The organism is Enterococcus massiliensis (assembly GCF_001050095.1).
GTDB lineage: Bacteria > Bacillota > Bacilli > Lactobacillales > Enterococcaceae > Enterococcus_C > Enterococcus_C songbeiensis.
The window spans coordinates 231,157-248,476 of the sequence record NZ_CVRN01000005.1; the positions used below are offsets into that span (position 1 = coordinate 231,157).

Below are 17,320 nucleotides of genomic sequence, written 5' to 3' on the forward strand. Positions count from 1 at the left end.
TAAGACTGTAGATTCCCTATTTTGATATAGTTTGGAGTTTTCTACCTCAGACTAAGTTTCCTTGAACAGTCTTACTTTCCAGAGCTGTCTTTGGCTACTTTGTCCGCTACTTCTTTTTGCATATTTGCTGCAAAATCATCAACTGTCATTTTACCAAATACAACGTCTAGTGCATGGGCATCTAGATATTCCGCCACGTATCCGTTATATTTGTAATCAAAGATTTTCAAGGTTGCCTGTTCTTCCGGTGTACTCAAGAAGAAAGATTGTTCCATATCTGTATATTCACTATTATCTAACAGATCTAAGGTTGCTGGGTTTTGACCCGCTTTCGCCCATTCTAAAGAGTTTGTCCGTACCCATTCTAAGAATTCCATGATACCTTTTGTCTTTTCTTCGGAGCGATCTTTATTCTTAAACATTACAAATTGGTGAGAAGATGCCCAGTTAATAGCAGTTGAAAGATCTTCACTTAATTGTGGCGAGTTTGTTAATCCCCACTCAAACTTAGCTTCTTTTACTTGATTACGCATCCAAATCCCTTCTGGATAAAGCACCATCTTACCGGCTAGGAATAGCTGCGCAGGATCTTCTCCATCTCTCGTCGTCAACTTTTCTTTATACATATCAGCATAACGTTGCATTGCTTTCTTTGTAGCATCCGTATCTAATGTTGGCGTGGTACCATCTTCGGTTAGTTGTCCACCTTCTTGCAAGAACAACGAAAGGAAGTTTGGTTTTGCCCAAGTGATTCCTAGTCCCCGTACTCCATCTGCTTCTGCTTTCTCGCCAATTTCTTCAATTTCATCAAAAGTAATAATATTGTCATCTAGCGCCGTTGGTAGATACTTATTCAATAATTCTTTGTTGTAATAAACCCCCCAGCTATGGATATCTAAAGGTACGCTGTAACGAACACCATCAATTTCACCTAAATTCCATGCTTCAGATACGTAATTATCCTCGTTAATATCCGGAAAATCTTTCAAAATATTGTCATAAGTTTCCAACATATCGTTATCTTTGTACTGCTTGATACGTTCAGCATGAACAATATTCAAATCAGGAATATTCTTGCCTGAGTTCACAACCGTAGGAATTTTAGTGTACATGTCAGATTCTTTAAGAGAGACGTTTTTAACTTTGAAATCTGGATTGGTTTTGTTGTAATCGTCAATCATCTTTTTCATATTGTCACCATCAGCACCAACAAACGGATTCCAAAAAGTAATTTCATTTTTGCTGTTGCTTGAAGATCCTCCAGAACTTGAACTTCCTCCACCACAACCTGTCAGTAACACAAAACTTGCACCAGTTAACAATACCGCTCCCGCTAATTTCTTGATGTTCATTTCTTTCCCTCCATTTTACTTTTTAGTTAAATTATACAAAAAAACTTTTTTATCAATTTAACCAATAAGTATATTTTCGCTCATATATCTGAGTACATATATAAATTAGCAATATTTGCAAGCGCTGTCAACGGCTTTATACAGAAGTTTATCAAAAACAACTTTACAGTTAAATGTGTTGCGTACTATAATAAGGAAAACATATAATCGTTTTACTTTTTAGTTAAAAGGAGATGCAATTATCATGGAACTAGACTTAGAACCTCATTCCTTGCCCGTCTATGAATGTTTAGCCAGTGAGACGCGCCTAAAAATTTTAAATTTTATCGGAAATAGAAAAAAAGTATTGGCGAAATTGCCGAATACCTTGGTATGAGTAATGCAATTGTCACCCGTCACGTTCAACAGATGGAAGATGCCGGATTGCTTAATTCCGAACGCGGAGTAGGTGCGAACAGAAACAAAAAAATGGTTTTCTTGAAAATTGATGATATCCACATTACATTTCCAGAAAAAATATACCTAGGTTATCAATTACATCAAACTCATTTGAAATTAGGACATTTTGTAGACTTTTCTGTTATTCCTACCTGTGGACTGGCTACAGTAAAAGAAGTGGTTGGTAAAGCAGATGATCCAAAATACTTTATGGATGCTCGCCGGGTGGATGCCGGTTTATTGTGGTTCAATGAAGGCTTTGTAGAATATAAAATTCCAAACATGTTGGCAGAATATGAAGAACCCAACATGCTAGAAATCATTTTTGAAATTGCTTCAGAATTTCCTCTATCCAATAATGTTTGGCCTAGTGATATTTCAATTTATGTAAATGACATTTTAGTAGCCGTCTATACCGTTCCCGGTAATTTTTCTGATACCCGTGGACGCTATACGCCAAAATGGTGGGATGACAATTTTAGCCAATATGGTTTATTAAAACATATACGAATTAACAAAATTGACACTGGTATTGATGGCGAAGCATACTCTCCTATTACAATTGACGACTTGGAGCTAAATAAGCAGCCCTTCATTAAACTCCGTTTAGCTGTGGAACCAGATGCAACCAATAAAGGTGGAATGACTCTTTTTGGGAAGGGATTCGGAAATCACAACCAAGATATCATTATCAACACTTATTATTTGAATAAAGACTAGACTTCTCATTCTTGATTCTTCTGCTATCTATGTGCTTGATGGAAATTCAGCAATCCTGATTATATTCCTTTTTCTTTTATACATTCGTATAATCGTTTCTTTCTCAGAAAAGACTAGTGCAGAAGACTCTTTAAACAAATCTAAGTGCGTCTGTCCAGGACATTCTTCTGGTAAATTTTCTTTGGACTATTCACATTTTTTAAGTAATCGATTTATAAAGTTATATACGTTATTACTGTACAGAATCACGAAAAAGAAAACCAAAAATTCTCATGAATTCATCGAGAATCACTTTAGGCTGATTGATACTTAGCTTGTCAAAAAGACTGCGAAGTTGTTAGTGAGTTAAGTGACGAATCTTCTTTTTTCGAGGTTATCGCAGTTTTTCCAGATCCAAATAATTGTAACTGAGTATAAAAAACTCCATCATAGTACAACATTTTAAAACAGTCCAATCAATTACCAAAAAACAAAAAATTTTGATAAACATCTAACATATAATCTTATTGGATCATAACTAGCTAAGCAATCAATGCTTTGTCATAAATTGATTTTTCCACAGACAATAAAAGATTTTGTTAATTTACGTACAATCAAGAAACATGAGCCATTCGTTCTTTCAACACGATTTAAACCAAGTACTGAGTGACGTCATTGTAAACGAGAATATCTTATTTTTCCAACTTAATGTAAATCGCGAGTTTCACAATTAAAAACGCTCTCTTTTTTCTATTTCCCTCGGGTGACAGTGGTTATATTCATACAATTTGTCTCTTAAGTTCAATCGAATTTGTAAAAGTTCATCCGTTTGATGGTACAGTTCTCCAGCAATCATCTTCTCTACCTCAGATTCCATTCTCAACACACCTCTATTCGTTAAAAAACAGGATAGCCAGCCTATCACTGTTTACTATCCTGTAATATTTCTATTTAATCGTCACAAATTCCAATCCAACTAGTTTCGCCCATGTTTCAATTTGATCAGAGGTCAAGTTTAGTGAGACAACCGTATGATGTCCTCCACCAGTTTGAATCCAAGCTTTTATTCCATCATGGAAAGTAGGTTTTGGTGTCCACATTACTCGTGCAACAGGTAATTTTGGTGCAGCTTCTGTTGGTTCGAATGCACTTACTTCATTTATTAACAACTTATAATGCGTACCAAAATCTGCCATCGAAACGACAACACCTTCGCCACCTTTTCCATCAAACACTAACCGAGCAGGATCTTCGCGATTTCCCATTGAAAGTGGTGAAACAACAATTTTTGGTTTATTTACAGCAAGCGTTGGATCAACTTCCATCATATGAGATTGTAAAATAGCTTCTTTTCCTGCAGCAAACTCATAAGTATAATCTTCCATAAAGCCAGTCTGCTTATTATGAGCCATGATTTTCATCAAGCGATCAATAGCAGCTGTCTTCCAGTCTCCTTCACCGGCAAAACCATACCCTTCTGCCATCAATCGTTGAACTGCCAATCCCGGAAGTTGTTGCATCCCATAAAGATCTTCAAAGTTCGTTGTAAATGCATTGTACTTACCATTTTCTAGAAAACGACGAATTCCGATTTCTTGGCGAGCTTGAACTTTTACATGCTGCTCCCAAACCTCTTGGTCATAATCCCCATAATCAAAGTCATACAGCTCACGATATTCTTCAAATAGTGCGTTCACTTCTTCTTCTGTAACCGCATCGACAACTTGGACCAAATCACCGATACCGAAGTAGTCCACGGTCCAGCCAAATTGAATTTGTGCTTCGACTTTATCCCCTTCAGTTACCCCAACGTTTCGCATATTGTCACCAAAACGAGCCACTTTAATTTCAAAGCTTTCATTAAATGCTACAGCAACATCCATCCAATCAGCCAGTTGCTCTTGAACCTCTGCTCTTTTCCAATAACCGACAACAACTTTATTTTGTTTCTTTAATCGTGCATTGATAAATCCATATTCACGGTCTCCATGCGCAGATTGATTCAGATTCATGAAATCCATATCAATTGTCTCCCATGGAATGCTTTCATTAAATTGTGTAGCTAAATGCAAAAGAGGTTTTTGCAATAACTTTGTGCCGCGAATCCACATTTTAGCTGGAGAAAAAGTATGCATCCAAGTAATCACACCGGCAACTTCATCCCGGTAATTGACTTCTTTCATTATCTTGGTGATTGTTTCCGGCGTTACTGCCAATTCTTGTAACACGATCGGATAAGGCAGTTTCCCACTCGCATTCAACCCATCCGCGATTTTTTGTGCATCTTTTTTCACTTCTGCTAAGGCTTCTTCACCATACAGGTGCTGTGATCCCACGACAAACCAAAATTCTTTTTTTTCAAGTTTCAACATTTTCTCAATCTCCTTTAATGATTATTTTGTCCATAATACGCGTCTTTTCCATGTTTGCGTAAATAATGTTTATCCAAAATTCGTTGCGGTAATTCCTCTGCAAAACTATTTAATTGCCGTGCAAAAAGATTCATCTTAGCTACTTCATCAAGAACTACTGCGTTCATCACTGCGCTATCTGCATCTTTTCCCCAAGTAAACGGTCCGTGACCGTGTAATAGCACCCCAGGAATTTCAAGAGGTTTAATTTTCCGTTCATTAAAAGTTTCAACAATTACATGCCCTGTTTCTGCTTCATACCCACGATCAATCTCTTCTTGGGTTAAAAAACGTGCACAAGGAACCGAACCGTAAAAAGTATCGGCATGAGTCGTTCCCATTGCCGGTAAATCCAATCCTGCCTGCGCCCAAATCGTTGCCCAAGTTGAGTGGGTGTGGACAATCCCACCAATTTCAGGAAATTTTTGATACAAAACAGCATGGGTAGGCGTATCAGAAGATGGATTTAAATCTCCTTCTACTACATTTCCCTCTAAATCACAAACTACCATGTCATTTACTGACATTTTGTCATAATCAACACCGCTTGGTTTGATCACAAATAAGCCGGCATCCCGATCAATTTCTGAAACATTCCCCCAGGTATACTTGATTAATCCGTGTTTTGGTAAAGCAAGATTAGCTTGAAAGACCTTTTCTTTTAATGCTTCCAACATTTGATTTATTCCTCCTTCATAGCCAGTGCTTCAAGAGCAGATTGTTCAATCGGCAAGCCATTTTTATATCGATCAATAAAAATCTCATACCGCTGTAAATCTTCTTTTGTTGGTGCAATTGTACTTTCGTTTGACTGAGCAAAAACTGTCTCTTCCAAAAATTCTGCCAATGTTTTACTTGCGGATTGCTTTACAAAGGCTGCTAACAGAGCAATTCCCCATGCACCACCTTCACCCGCAGTGTCCATGACCGTAACAGGAGCTTCCATCGCAGAGGCTAAGATTCGTTGCCCTACCTCAGGTGTCTTGAAAATACCACCGTGACCAACAAGTTTATCCAGATGGATCTTCTCTTTCTTTAAGATATCCATACCAATTCTCATAGCTCCAAACGCACTTGCAAGGTGAGTATACATAAAATTAGCCAGTGTAAATTCACTAGTCGGTAGCCGAACAAATAATGGTCGCCCTTCCGTCATCTTAGTAATATTTTCACCAGAATAATAACCAAAAGAAAGTAATTTTCCACTATCAAGATCTGCTTGTAAAGCTTTTTCAAAGAGCAGTTGATATAGCTTGTCAGAACTTAACTCAACGCCTACTAAATCACCGAATTCTTTAAACAAAGATGCCCACGCATTAAGATCGGAAGAACAATTATTTGTGTGGACCATTGCCACTAAATCCCCAGAAGGCGTGGTCACTAAGTCAATTTCTGGATAAACATTAACCAAGTCTTGTTCCAAAACGATCATGGCAAAGGCAGAAGTCCCTGCGGATACATTTCCGCTGCGTGGCGCTACACTATTGGTTGCCACCATTCCCGTTCCTGCATCACCTTCTGGCGGACACAGAGGAATTCCCGGCTGTAAAGTTCCTGTTGGATCAAGCAGCAAAGCCCCTGCTTGGGTTAATGTTCCAGCACTTTCTCCAGCTAAGAGCACTTTTGGTAAGACTTTAGACAAATTTAGTTCAAGGGATGCAGGAATCAAAGCATGAAATTGATCGATCTTTTTCTGATCGTAATTTTTTTCATGTATATCTATCGGAAACATCCCTGAAGCATCTCCAATACCCAAAACTTTCTCTCCAGTTAGCTGCCAATGGACATAGCCCGCTAATGTAGTCAAAAAGGAAACGTCCTTGACATGTTCTTCTTTATTTAAAATGGCTTGATACAAATGAGCGATACTCCATCGTTGAGGAATATTATAATGAAAAACTTCTGTTAGTTTTTCCTCTGCTTCTGCCGTGATGGCATTTCGCCATGTACGAAAAGGAATCAGCAATTGATCTTGTGCATCAAAGGCCAAGTACCCATGCATCATAGCTGAAAAGCCGATTGCACCAATCGTAGTCAGAGGCGTGTTGTATTTTTTTTCTACCTCTGCTTTTAATCGTGCGTAAGCAACCTGTAACCCCTTCCAAATGTTTTCAGTAGAATAAGTCCAGATACCATTTTCCAACTGATTTTCCCATTCGAAACTTCCCGAAGCTATTGGCTGAAATGTTTCATCGATCAACACAGCCTTGATACGGGTTGATCCTAGTTCAATACCAAGTGCTGTTTTTTTTAGGACTGTATTTTCTCTGTTCATTTCTTTCACCGCCGTAATCCCTCCTTTATTTTTCAGATTAATCTTAACATCATTGTACGTACATTTCAACAAAAATCAATATAAGTACGTACAAATATTCGTAGCCGTGCTTAGCTCTCGTGTAACTATTTCCTTTAATTGAATATTTGGATTATCCACTATTGCCTAGAATAATCCTATATTTTTCTTACAGAATCTCTAACTACTAGCATAGGTTCAAATACCTGATCTTGTATGTCCTTACCATGCAAAGCAGAAATAATTGATTTTGCGGCCATAACTCCTAACTGTTCCTTTGGATGAGAGAGTGTGGTTAATTGGATTTCCTTTGCTGTACTTATAACAGAGTCGTCATTTCCTACAATAGAAAAATCATCTGGGATTCTAAAATTATTTTCAATCAAATTTTGAATAAGTTTGTAAGCAACTTCATCGTTATAGCAAACAATGCCTGTAATTTCTCTATTTTTTTCCAAAAATAAAAGCAACTCTTTTAATACATCCTCTACTGTTTCAGTACTATAAGTAAATATATTTTCTGAATGAAATTTTATTTTTGCATTTTCGTGGGCTTTTATAAAGCCTTTCATACGATACTTTCCTTGTAAATCGTCAATTTTTGTAATCAATGCAAGATTTTCGTGTCCTTGCTCAATTAAATGATTGGTCGCTACTAATCCCCCTTTGACATCGTCCACACAAACAACTGGAAGAGACAATTCTTCATAAGCAGCATTGATCATAACAATGGGTACATTTTGTTCCTTAATTGCAAGATAATAGTCCAGATTGGAATTATATTGATTACTTTTGGTTGGTTCAACAATTAGACCTGCGACTTGCTGTTCAAGCATTTGTTCCAGACAACGTCTTTCTTGTGAAATATCATTATTTGTACTTGCTAGCAATAACGAATACCCATTATCTCTTAGCTCTTTTTCAATTCCTCGTATGATTGAGGGAAATATATAGTCGGATAAATAAGTTGTTATCACTCCAATCACATTTGAATTTGGAAGTTTTTTGTAGTTGTCTTGTAGGGCGTTTTCAACGTACGTACCAGAGCCCTTTTCTTTTCTTAAATATCCTTCGTTCACTAAAACCGAGATTGCTTGGCGTACTGTGTGGCGACTCACCTGATAGTCCTCTTGTAGCTGCACTTCTGGAGGAATAACACTTCCTACTAAAAATTCTTTAGTAATTATTTTAGAACGTATATCGTCTGCTATTATTTGATATTTTGATTTATTCATTCTATTCTCCTTAATAATTGTACGTACAATTATTATAGTCAAATGAAGTCTGCTTTTCAAATAATCATTAGCATTACTGTTCTTCTGAATAGTGAATTTTTTACTTATCGTTATTCTCATCTGCCAATCAAAAAAACCATATTTATCCCGTAAAGATAATTATGGTTTTTTCAAAATTCAACAAACTCACTAATTTACAAAGGTTAAAGTATTCCTTGCAACAAATTTAGACTTTCCTTCAATACAGCTTCTCCATCAAGAGTTTCATAATCCTCTTTACGAATTAACCTAAATGGTACTGCCTTGAAATTTAAAAAATCTTGCAGTCTATTTACTTCAAATCTGGACTGCGGTCCAATTAATAAAGCATCTACCTGTTGGTTTTGGATAATTTGCTCCGCAATAATTGCTGGTGCAGAGTAGACATGCACATTCAATTGTTGTTCATCGGCTGCTTGTTGCACATTCTTAACAAGCAAACCAGTAGTAATACCTGCGGTGCATATTAATAAAATAGTTTTTGGAGAATTATTGTCAGTCATATTATCACCTTCTTAAGAAACTTTCTTTTTCTTATTATAGATATCGAGTACAACAGCTAAAAGTAAAATTAAACCTTTAATTGCCTGTTGCCAATCGACTCCAACACCAAGAATGGACATCCCGTTGTTGAGTACCCCCATTACTAGTCCACCCACGATTGCTCCCATTATTGTTCCAATTCCACCTGATGTTGAGGCTCCACCAAAATACACAGCAGCCATCGCATCCAACTCCATCGAATTTCCTGCTTGCGGTGTTGCTGCATTTAATCGTGCCGCCAAGATTAAGCCAGCTAAAGCTGCCATACCGCCCATATTAACAAAAACCCAAAAAGTAATCTTTTTTGTCTTAATTCCAGAGAGTTCAGCAGCTTTTCTATTTCCACCTGTCGCATAAATTTGACGCCCAGCAACAGTTTTATTCGTTAGAAAACCGTAAATAGCTACGATTACTCCTAAAATAATTAAAATAATTGGATAGCCTTGATAGGCTGCAAATATATATGAAACACCAATAACAACAATTCCTGTAAAAATTGCTTTTAAGAAAAATGCATTGATCGTTTCAACTTCAAATAAATTTTTCTTTCTCCGTTCACGTGTACGCCACTGGCCAATAATTAAAATTGCTGCTATGATAACCCCAAAAATCATGGTCAAAATATGCAGATGATCACCGCTCATTACATCTGGTAAATATCCAGTTGAAATTTTTTGAAATACCTTAGGAAATGGTGCCAAGGATTGTCCCCCTAGAACTACTTGAGTCAAGCCACGAAACATCAAAAGTCCAGCCAGAGTCACAATAAACGCTGGAATTCCAATGTATGCAACCCAGAAGCCTTGCCATGCTCCTATCACGGCTCCTATCAAAATACACAAAGGTACCGCAATCCAAGGTGAAATATCGTAATTAACCATTAGTACGCCAGCAACAGCACCAACAAATGCCATAACAGATCCAACAGATAAATCAACATGTCCTAATAATACGACTAAAAGCATACCTGCGGCTAAGACTAAAATATGACTATTCTGTAAAACTAAATTTGTAATATTCAGCGGTCTCCAGAAGATTCCGTCCGTCATTAACTGAAATATAATTAAAAGAAAGACCAAGATTATTACCATGCTGTAATGACTAAAAATCTCAGTTGCTTTTGCTTTGAACCCGTTCTCTTTCTTCTTTTTATTCAAAACTTTATCCACATTTTCCATGTTATATCACGTCCTCTTCTTCCATAGTCATAAGACTCATCAAAACTTCTTGATTCGCATCTTTTCTTACTACTTCACCAGTAATACGGCCTTCATTCATTGTGTAAATTCGATCGCACATTCCTAGAATCTCTGGCAATTCAGAAGAAATTATACATATTGCCTTTCCGCTAGCTGCCATTTCCTCAATAACTGTATAAATTTCATATTTCGCACCGACATCAATCCCCCGGGTTGGTTCATCTAAAAACAAAACATCAGGATCGGTCATTAACCATTTTGCTAAAACTACTTTTTGTTGATTTCCGCCACTTAAACTTCCCACATTTTGATAGATAGAACTTGTTTTCGTACGCATTTTTTTTCGGTAATCTTCAGCAACAGTTACCTCTTTTTCTTTATTCAAAATGCCATTACTACTGATCTTACCAAGACTTGCAATAGTTGTGTTTTCTCGGATATCCATCAACAGATTTAATCCTAATGCTTTACGATCTTCTGAAACGTATGCTAGACCATTCCGAACTGCTGTTGGAACGTCTTTAACAGAAATTTCTTTTCCTTCTTTAAAAACTTTACCCGAGATGGTATTCCCATAGGAATGACCAAAAACACTCATTGCAAACTCAGTTCGTCCCGCACCCATTAACCCAGCAATCCCGATTATTTCTCCACTGCGAATTTCAATGTTAATATGATCATTCATAATTCTTGAGGGATCATTGGGGTGTGTGACTGTCCAATCCTCAACTTTGAAATACACATCTCCAATTTCAGGTTGTCTGTTTGGGTAACGATTTGTTAAATCACGCCCAACCATTCCTCTAATAATTCGATCTTCTGAAATTACATCTTTCTCCAGAGTTTCAATCGTCTGACCATCTCGTAAGATAGTGATGCGATCAGCAATGCTAACGATTTCATTTAATTTATGAGAAATAATAATTGAGGTGATTCCTTGATTCTTAAATTCTTTAATTAAATCTAATAAATTTGCACTCTCTTCCTCATTTAACGCTGCTGTTGGTTCATCCAATATCAATAAACGAACTGATTTTGAGAATGCTTTAGCAATTTCAACTAGTTGTTGCTGCCCGACACCAATTTGAGAAACGAGTGTATTCGGATTGATCCTCAATCCAACTGTTTTTAATAAATTCTCTGTTTTTTTCTCAGTGATATCCCAATCAATAATGCCATGTTTTGCCTGTTCATTTCCCAAAAAAATATTCTCTTTAATTGATAAATAAGGACTCAAAGCTAGTTCTTGATGAATAATTACAATTCCTTTTTCTTCACTATTTCTTAAATCTTTGAACTTACAAATTTCTCCATCATAAATAATATCCCCTTCGTAACTACCATATGGATAAAGTCCACTCAACACATTCATTAGCGTTGATTTCCCGGCTCCATTTTCGCCGCATAAGGCATGGATTTCACCCCGAGCTATTCGTAGATTAACGTTGTCCAGAGCTCTTACACCAGAAAATTCCTTAATAATATTCTTCATCTCCAGAATATAATCTGCCACCTTATTCACCCTCTCTAAATTTAACAATACGGATATATAAAAATTTCTCTTTGAATTTGTCTGGCTTACAAAAATAATTGGAAGGGATCCAAAAACAGATCCCTACCAAGATTTCATTATTCTTTCAAATCTTTTTCTGTATAGTAATCTGTGTCAATTAACTCAGCTTTATAGTTATCTTTATCAACAGAAACAGGATTTGCTAGATAGGTTGGAACCACTTTTGCACCATTATCGTATGTTTCTGTATCATTGACAGGGACTTCTTTGTCTTCCTTGATTGCTTCGATCATTTCAATCGTATTTTTAGCTAAAATACGTGTATCCTTAAAAATTGTCTCTGTTTGTTCTCCAGCGATAATTGATTTCACTCCAGCTACCGTTGCATCTTGACCAGTAATAATAGGTAACTCTTTATCAGCTGAACCATAACCTACACCTTTTAAAGATGAAATAATTCCTAAACTAATCGGATCATATGGTGATAAAACTGCATCTAATTTTTTATCTGTATAATTTGCACTTAATAAATTATCCATACGTGCTTGCGCGGTTGATCCATCCCATCGTAGAGTTGCGATTTGGTTGAAGTCTGTTTGTTTTGAAGGAACAACTAATTGACCATTATCAAGATAAGGTTGAAAAATAGACATGACTCCATTGTAGTTAATCAGTGCATTGTTATCATCAGGTGAGCCCCCGAATAATTCAATATTAAATGGTCCTTCTCCATCTTTTAGTCCTAATTTTTCTTCAATATAAGAAGCCTGCAGTACCCCAACACCAAAATTATCAAATGTTGCGTAATAGTCAACATTTTCCGAATTCATCAATAAACGATCATATGCAATAACTTTAATATCTGCATCTGCTGCTTTTTGTAGAACATCCGTCAATGCTGAACCATCAATAGACGCGATAACTAGTGTATCCACACCTTTTGTAATCATATTCTCAATTTGTGCGACTTGATTTTCTACTTTATCCTCCCCATACTGTAAATCCGTTTTATACCCAAGTTTTTTCAACTCATCCACCATGTTGTTGCCATCCGCAATCCAACGTTCTGCTGATTTTGTAGGCATCGCTATCCCAACATAGCCTTTATCAGAGTCTCCACCACTTGATCCTGATCCACTACTACATGCGGTTAAAGTAACTCCTACAAGTAATGTCGTTGCGAGTGCAATTGCTTTTTTAAATCCAAAACTCATCTTGATCCCTCCAAATTTTGTTATTGCCTTACAACAAAAGTATAGCGCTTTCTGAAAGCGGTAACATTAGTAGCTTTTTCATTTTCTCTTGAATTTTTTTGGTATTTCCAAAATTAAAAATGAACCGTCTTGAATTTTTTTCGTTTTTCTTGAAATATTTTTTTTGATGAATTTTTTCTCGATATTTTTGGCCTTTCAATAAAAAATCTATATATTGAATCTAACGGTCCCATAAGAAATTCATTTGTACTCGTATTTTTGATATAATGAAAGCTGTTACATATTTAAGAAGTTTTTAAAATAAAGGATTAGGAAGAGGAGAAAAATTGAAAACGATAAAAATACTTCTCTTATTTTTATTTTTGGTTTCATTTACCGGTTGTAGTACACAAACACCCAATGAGAAAAAACCACTAATTATCGGTTTCTCTCAATCTGGAACTGAAAGTAATTGGAGAAAAGCCCACACTCGCTCAATTGTAAATGAATTAGAAAAAAATCAATATCAGGTGCTTTATCGGAATGGTTTTATGAATCAGGAAAGACAGATTCAAGATATTAGAACCTTTATTGCATATAAAGTGGACCTCATTATTTTCACCCCTCTCACAGAGACTGGCTGGGAGCCTGTTTTAAAGGAGGCTCAGCAGGCGAAAATTCCTGTAATTGTAGTAGATCGCCAACTTCAAGTTTCTGATAAGAGCCTTTATGAAACACGAATTGGACCAAGCTTCAAAGCCGAGGGTCATCGAGCGGGAATTTTCATTAATAACTTTTTTGCAGAAAATGAAGATGATGAAATTAACATTTTAGAACTATCTGGACTAAAAAATTCCTCTCCCACAATTTTAAGATCGGAAGGTTTTAGAGAGTGGATTGCTCGGGATAGCCGTATGAATGTTGTTGATACATTGTATGGTGATTTTATTCGTATGAAGGGTAAAGATCAGATGATAAGCTATCTTAAAGATCATGATCTGTCAAAGATTGATGTTCTATTCAGCCATAATGATGAAATGACACACGGGGTGTTGGAAGCACTAAAAGAAACAGATATCGTTCCTGGAAAAGATATTATAATCGTGACAATCGATGGGCAGAATGATATGGTAGATAAACTTCGCAGTGGACAAGTCAACTGTATTGTAGAATGTAATCCTGAGGTTGGATTCGACGTTGCAAATACGATTAATCGCTATTTTTCTGGCTTTTATAAAAATAAAGCTATTCCTAAAGAAATATTTGTATATGAAACAGTCTTTACTAAACAAAATCTCGATAATATCCCCCCAAGAAATTATTAAGGAGTTTCAATGAAAAAAAAACTAAGTATTAAACAGATATTTGCTCAAACTAATAAATTAATGCTTATACTAGCCGTTATGCCTCTTATAATCAGCATCACTCTTTATTCTAGACAACTATTTGTCTACCAAAAAGTACTCAAGAATATCGAACGTGCGAATCAGATTGTTGTAAAGGTTGACAAATTAGTTTTAGAAGAGCTGTGGGATTTGGTCTTTGGAATAGTTCCTGTAAAGGAGCATACTCAAAAAAATATTATTGATGACTTAAAAGAAGATGTTCAGCACATTCGAGGAAATATCCAATCTGATCAAGAAATCAGTTCTTTAAACGTTTCTGTTAGTATTATAAATACAATTGAAGACTACCAGAAACAAATTATTAAAAACATTCAAACTGGTGACTCTGTAGAAAAAAACGAAGCAATTATGACAGAGATAGACTCATTGACCAGACTTCTAACTGAACGATTGAAGGATTTTGTCCGAGTTGAAATTGATGTAGCTAGCACACGTAACCAAGAGATTATTCAGTCTCTTGTAGTTCTATCGTTAATTGAGCTTTTAATAATTTCAGGTATTATCTACTTTGTCCGAAAGAATAGAATTTTTATTAATGAACAAATTCAAAAGCCAATAAATGAATTAATCATTATGTCACAAGAATTAGCGGCTGGACATCTTCTGTATCGCATAGAACCATCAGATACAATAGAGCTTCGACAACTTACTATAAGCGTAAATAAAATGGCTGATGATTTAAATCGATTGCTAGAAGAAAATGTCCTCAAGCAATATCATCTTGCTCAAAGTGAAGTACGTGTCCTTCAGGCACAAATTACTCCCCATTTTATTTATAATAGTCTTGATGCTATTATTTCCTTAATTGAACAGCAACAGTACACAGCTGCTTCTGAAATGACCTATGCATTATCTGACTTTTTCCGCATTTCTCTAAGTAAGGGAAAAGAATGGATTCCTGTCGAACGGGAAATAAAACATGTTCACGACTATTTAACAATTTTAAAAATTCGTTATGGTGAAACCCTCAATTTCTCTATCAACATTGAGTCAGATTTACAACAGTTTAAAATTTTAAAAATGATTCTCCAACCATTAGTTGAAAATGCCGTCTATCATGGAACAAAGTTTATTCGTCGTCCTGGGAAAATAGAAATTATTGGAACCAGTATTAATGACAATATGCAGTTTAAAATAATAGATAATGGAATCGGTATGACCTTTGAACGACTATCCGAAATTCGAGCAGAATTGGAAAAAGGAATTGATTCAGATTTTAGTACTGGTTATGGTCTTTATAATGTAAATAAGCGTTTATTACTTTATTATGGACAAGATGCTGCACTTCAAATCCATAGTATCTATAAAAAGGGGACTACTGTCAGCCTTACAGTTCCAAAAATGAAAGGGGAGAATTAATATGACCTATAAAGTCTTTATTGTAGAAGATGAACATCTTATTCGTGAAACTTTACGTAACCAAGTCATTCAACTAGGTGAACAACTTCCCATTACTTATTGTGGTGAAGCTGGCGACGGAGAAATGGCTTTAGCGGCTATTACTGAGTTACTTCCAGATATTATTTTGACAGATATTAAAATGCCTTTCATGGATGGTTTGGAATTTTCTAAAGAAGCTAGGAAGTTATTACCTTGGAGTCGCATTATATTCCTCAGTGGCTTTGATGATTTTGAGTTTGCTAAGATAGCTCTTCAAGTTCAAGCAGATGATTATTTACTTAAACCTATCAAAAATCAGGAACTGTTTCAAACGTTGAACAAAGTAGTAACACTACTTGATCAACAAAAAAGAACAACATTTCAACAACCCTCGAAAGACATGATTTTAGAGCTTAAAAAAAATCATTTCCTTAACGGTCTTTTTAACGGAAAATTAACCTTGAGTGATGCTTTACAGCAATCAGAAAGTTTTTCCCGCTCTTTTGTTGGCAAAAAAATGACCGTATTATTAGCAAACAATCGATTTAATCAAAACTTCGAAGACTATGCGCATTTTACAGAGTATCTAAATTATCTTTTCCAAAATAATGAGTCTTTATTGTTTTCCAGTGTTTCTTCTAGATTTATCAAATTTTTGATTTTTGATTCTACTAAAGAAAAAGTACTAGAAATTGCCTATCAGTTAGCTCAGACTTTAATCCACGAACTGGAGCAGAACGATACAGACGAAATTTCTGTTGCTATCGGCTCTGTGGTAAGCCGCATCAGTGAGGTTCCTTCATCCTTTGAAATTGCACGAGATATGCTGGGAACGTATGGATATCTACGTACCGAAAAGATTTTTAGCTATGAGGATGACATGAAAGAAGGCGAGTTATCACCTACCCATCCATTTAAACTGGATCTAGCTACTGAGATTTCAAAATTACAGGATACTGACATTTCAGATTTTATTCAGAAACTATCCATAGACCAGAGCTCCTCAGAGCGAACAAGGATGTACCGATTTTTTATTCTGACGGAACTAACTAGCCTTGTACAAAAGAAAAAGAATATACCTGAAAATATTAGAGAAAAATTAAGAGATATAGATCAGTTGGTTTTATTAGCCAGCAATCGTCATGATTATCAACAAATATTAGATGAGATTATCCACTACTTGATTGACATAAAAATTCATCCCTCTATGTCTAAATATCAAAGCGTAATTGCGCAGGCACTTACTTTCATAAAACAAAACTATACGAATCCAGATATTTCTTTGAATATGGTAGCTGAGGAAGTTTCTTTGAGTCCTGCTCATTTCAGTACCATATTCTCACAATCTCTGGGGAAAACATTTATTGATTATCTAACGGATCAGAGAATTCAACATGCAAAAAAAATATTAGCTGAAACAAATCACCGTCTCTCCGAAATAGCGCTTGAGATTGGATATAATGATCCCAATTACTTTAGTTTTTTATTTAAGAAAAAACAAGGAGTTTCACCAACTGAGTATAGACAAAATAAATGATTTTAATATATTGTCTACTGAATGGCTATTTTTCAGTAGACAATATTTATTTTTTCAAAGTTTTCCATAATATTTCGTTCTC

At 35.8% G+C, this 17,320-nt stretch carries 15 protein-coding genes; 5 read left to right on the forward strand and 10 right to left on the reverse strand.

Translation table 11 applies throughout. The annotated features are described in order from the left end of the window. Window positions 1–71 precede the first annotated feature (71 nt). On the reverse strand, window positions 72–1,352 hold the full coding sequence (locus BN1875_RS04200; protein WP_082147240.1) for an extracellular solute-binding protein: 1,281 nt from the start codon (window positions 1,350–1,352) through the stop codon (window positions 72–74). A 244-nt stretch (window positions 1,353–1,596) separates the two neighbouring features. Here BN1875_RS04200 and BN1875_RS13880 point away from each other — a divergent pair, with 244 nt between their 5' ends. After that, entirely contained in the window at window positions 1,597–1,728 is a 132-nt protein-coding gene (locus tag BN1875_RS13880) for a hypothetical protein (protein WP_261795773.1), read from the forward strand. After that, complete coding sequence (locus tag BN1875_RS04205) at window positions 1,725–2,510, forward strand: transcriptional regulator (RefSeq protein ID WP_231586062.1); 786 nt, start codon at window positions 1,725–1,727, stop codon at window positions 2,508–2,510. The genes BN1875_RS13880 and BN1875_RS04205 overlap by 4 nt, the downstream gene beginning before the upstream one ends. Window positions 2,511–3,219: 709 nt before the next feature. Here BN1875_RS04205 and BN1875_RS13525 read toward each other — a convergent pair. From BN1875_RS13525 to chvE, 9 genes are all read right to left on the reverse strand, one after another. Beyond that, complete coding sequence (locus BN1875_RS13525; protein WP_082147241.1) at window positions 3,220–3,366, reverse strand: maltose acetyltransferase domain-containing protein; 147 nt, start codon at window positions 3,364–3,366, stop codon at window positions 3,220–3,222. Window positions 3,367–3,436: 70 nt separating this feature from the next. Beyond that, entirely contained in the window at window positions 3,437–4,861 is a 1,425-nt protein-coding gene (gene araA / locus BN1875_RS04210; RefSeq protein WP_048603614.1) for an L-arabinose isomerase, read from the reverse strand. A gap of 14 nt (window positions 4,862–4,875) precedes the next feature. After that, complete coding sequence (locus tag BN1875_RS04215) at window positions 4,876–5,577, reverse strand: L-ribulose-5-phosphate 4-epimerase (protein ID WP_048603615.1); 702 nt, start codon at window positions 5,575–5,577, stop codon at window positions 4,876–4,878. Window positions 5,578–5,582: 5 nt separating this feature from the next. Further along, the gene (locus tag BN1875_RS04220) at window positions 5,583–7,184 is read right to left on the reverse strand and encodes a xylulokinase (RefSeq protein WP_048603616.1); all 1,602 of its coding nucleotides are present in this window, start codon (window positions 7,182–7,184) and stop codon (window positions 5,583–5,585) included. Between the two features lie 167 nt (window positions 7,185–7,351). After that, on the reverse strand, window positions 7,352–8,428 hold the full coding sequence (locus BN1875_RS04225) for a GntR family transcriptional regulator (protein WP_048603617.1): 1,077 nt from the start codon (window positions 8,426–8,428) through the stop codon (window positions 7,352–7,354). Between the two features lie 203 nt (window positions 8,429–8,631). Next, a complete protein-coding gene (locus BN1875_RS04230; RefSeq protein ID WP_048603618.1) occupies window positions 8,632–8,970 on the reverse strand; it encodes a PTS sugar transporter subunit IIB in 339 nt (112 codons plus the stop codon). A 12-nt stretch (window positions 8,971–8,982) separates the two neighbouring features. Next, on the reverse strand, window positions 8,983–10,188 hold the full coding sequence (mmsB, locus tag BN1875_RS04235) for a multiple monosaccharide ABC transporter permease (RefSeq protein WP_048603619.1): 1,206 nt from the start codon (window positions 10,186–10,188) through the stop codon (window positions 8,983–8,985). A gap of 1 nt (window position 10,189) precedes the next feature. Continuing rightward, window positions 10,190–11,722 carry a multiple monosaccharide ABC transporter ATP-binding protein gene (mmsA, locus tag BN1875_RS04240; protein WP_048603620.1) on the reverse strand — a complete coding sequence of 511 codons (1,533 nt, stop codon included), beginning with the start codon at window positions 11,720–11,722 and terminating at the stop codon, window positions 10,190–10,192. Window positions 11,723–11,838: 116 nt separating this feature from the next. Beyond that, on the reverse strand, window positions 11,839–12,936 hold the full coding sequence (gene chvE, locus BN1875_RS04245; RefSeq protein ID WP_048603621.1) for a multiple monosaccharide ABC transporter substrate-binding protein: 1,098 nt from the start codon (window positions 12,934–12,936) through the stop codon (window positions 11,839–11,841). Window positions 12,937–13,271: 335 nt separating this feature from the next. Between chvE and BN1875_RS04250 the strand changes: the two genes are divergently transcribed. The 3 genes from BN1875_RS04250 to BN1875_RS04260 are packed head-to-tail and all read left to right on the forward strand — an operon-like array spanning window position 13,272 to window position 17,238. Continuing rightward, window positions 13,272–14,240: an ABC transporter substrate-binding protein gene (locus tag BN1875_RS04250; RefSeq protein WP_082147246.1), complete on the forward strand. Its 969-nt coding sequence runs from the start codon at window positions 13,272–13,274 to the stop codon at window positions 14,238–14,240. 9 nt (window positions 14,241–14,249) lie between these two features. Next, complete coding sequence (locus BN1875_RS04255) at window positions 14,250–15,680, forward strand: sensor histidine kinase (RefSeq protein ID WP_048603623.1); 1,431 nt, start codon at window positions 14,250–14,252, stop codon at window positions 15,678–15,680. 1 nt (window position 15,681) lies between these two features. Further along, entirely contained in the window at window positions 15,682–17,238 is a 1,557-nt protein-coding gene (locus BN1875_RS04260) for a response regulator transcription factor (RefSeq protein WP_048603624.1), read from the forward strand. Window positions 17,239–17,320: the final 82 nt, after the last annotated feature.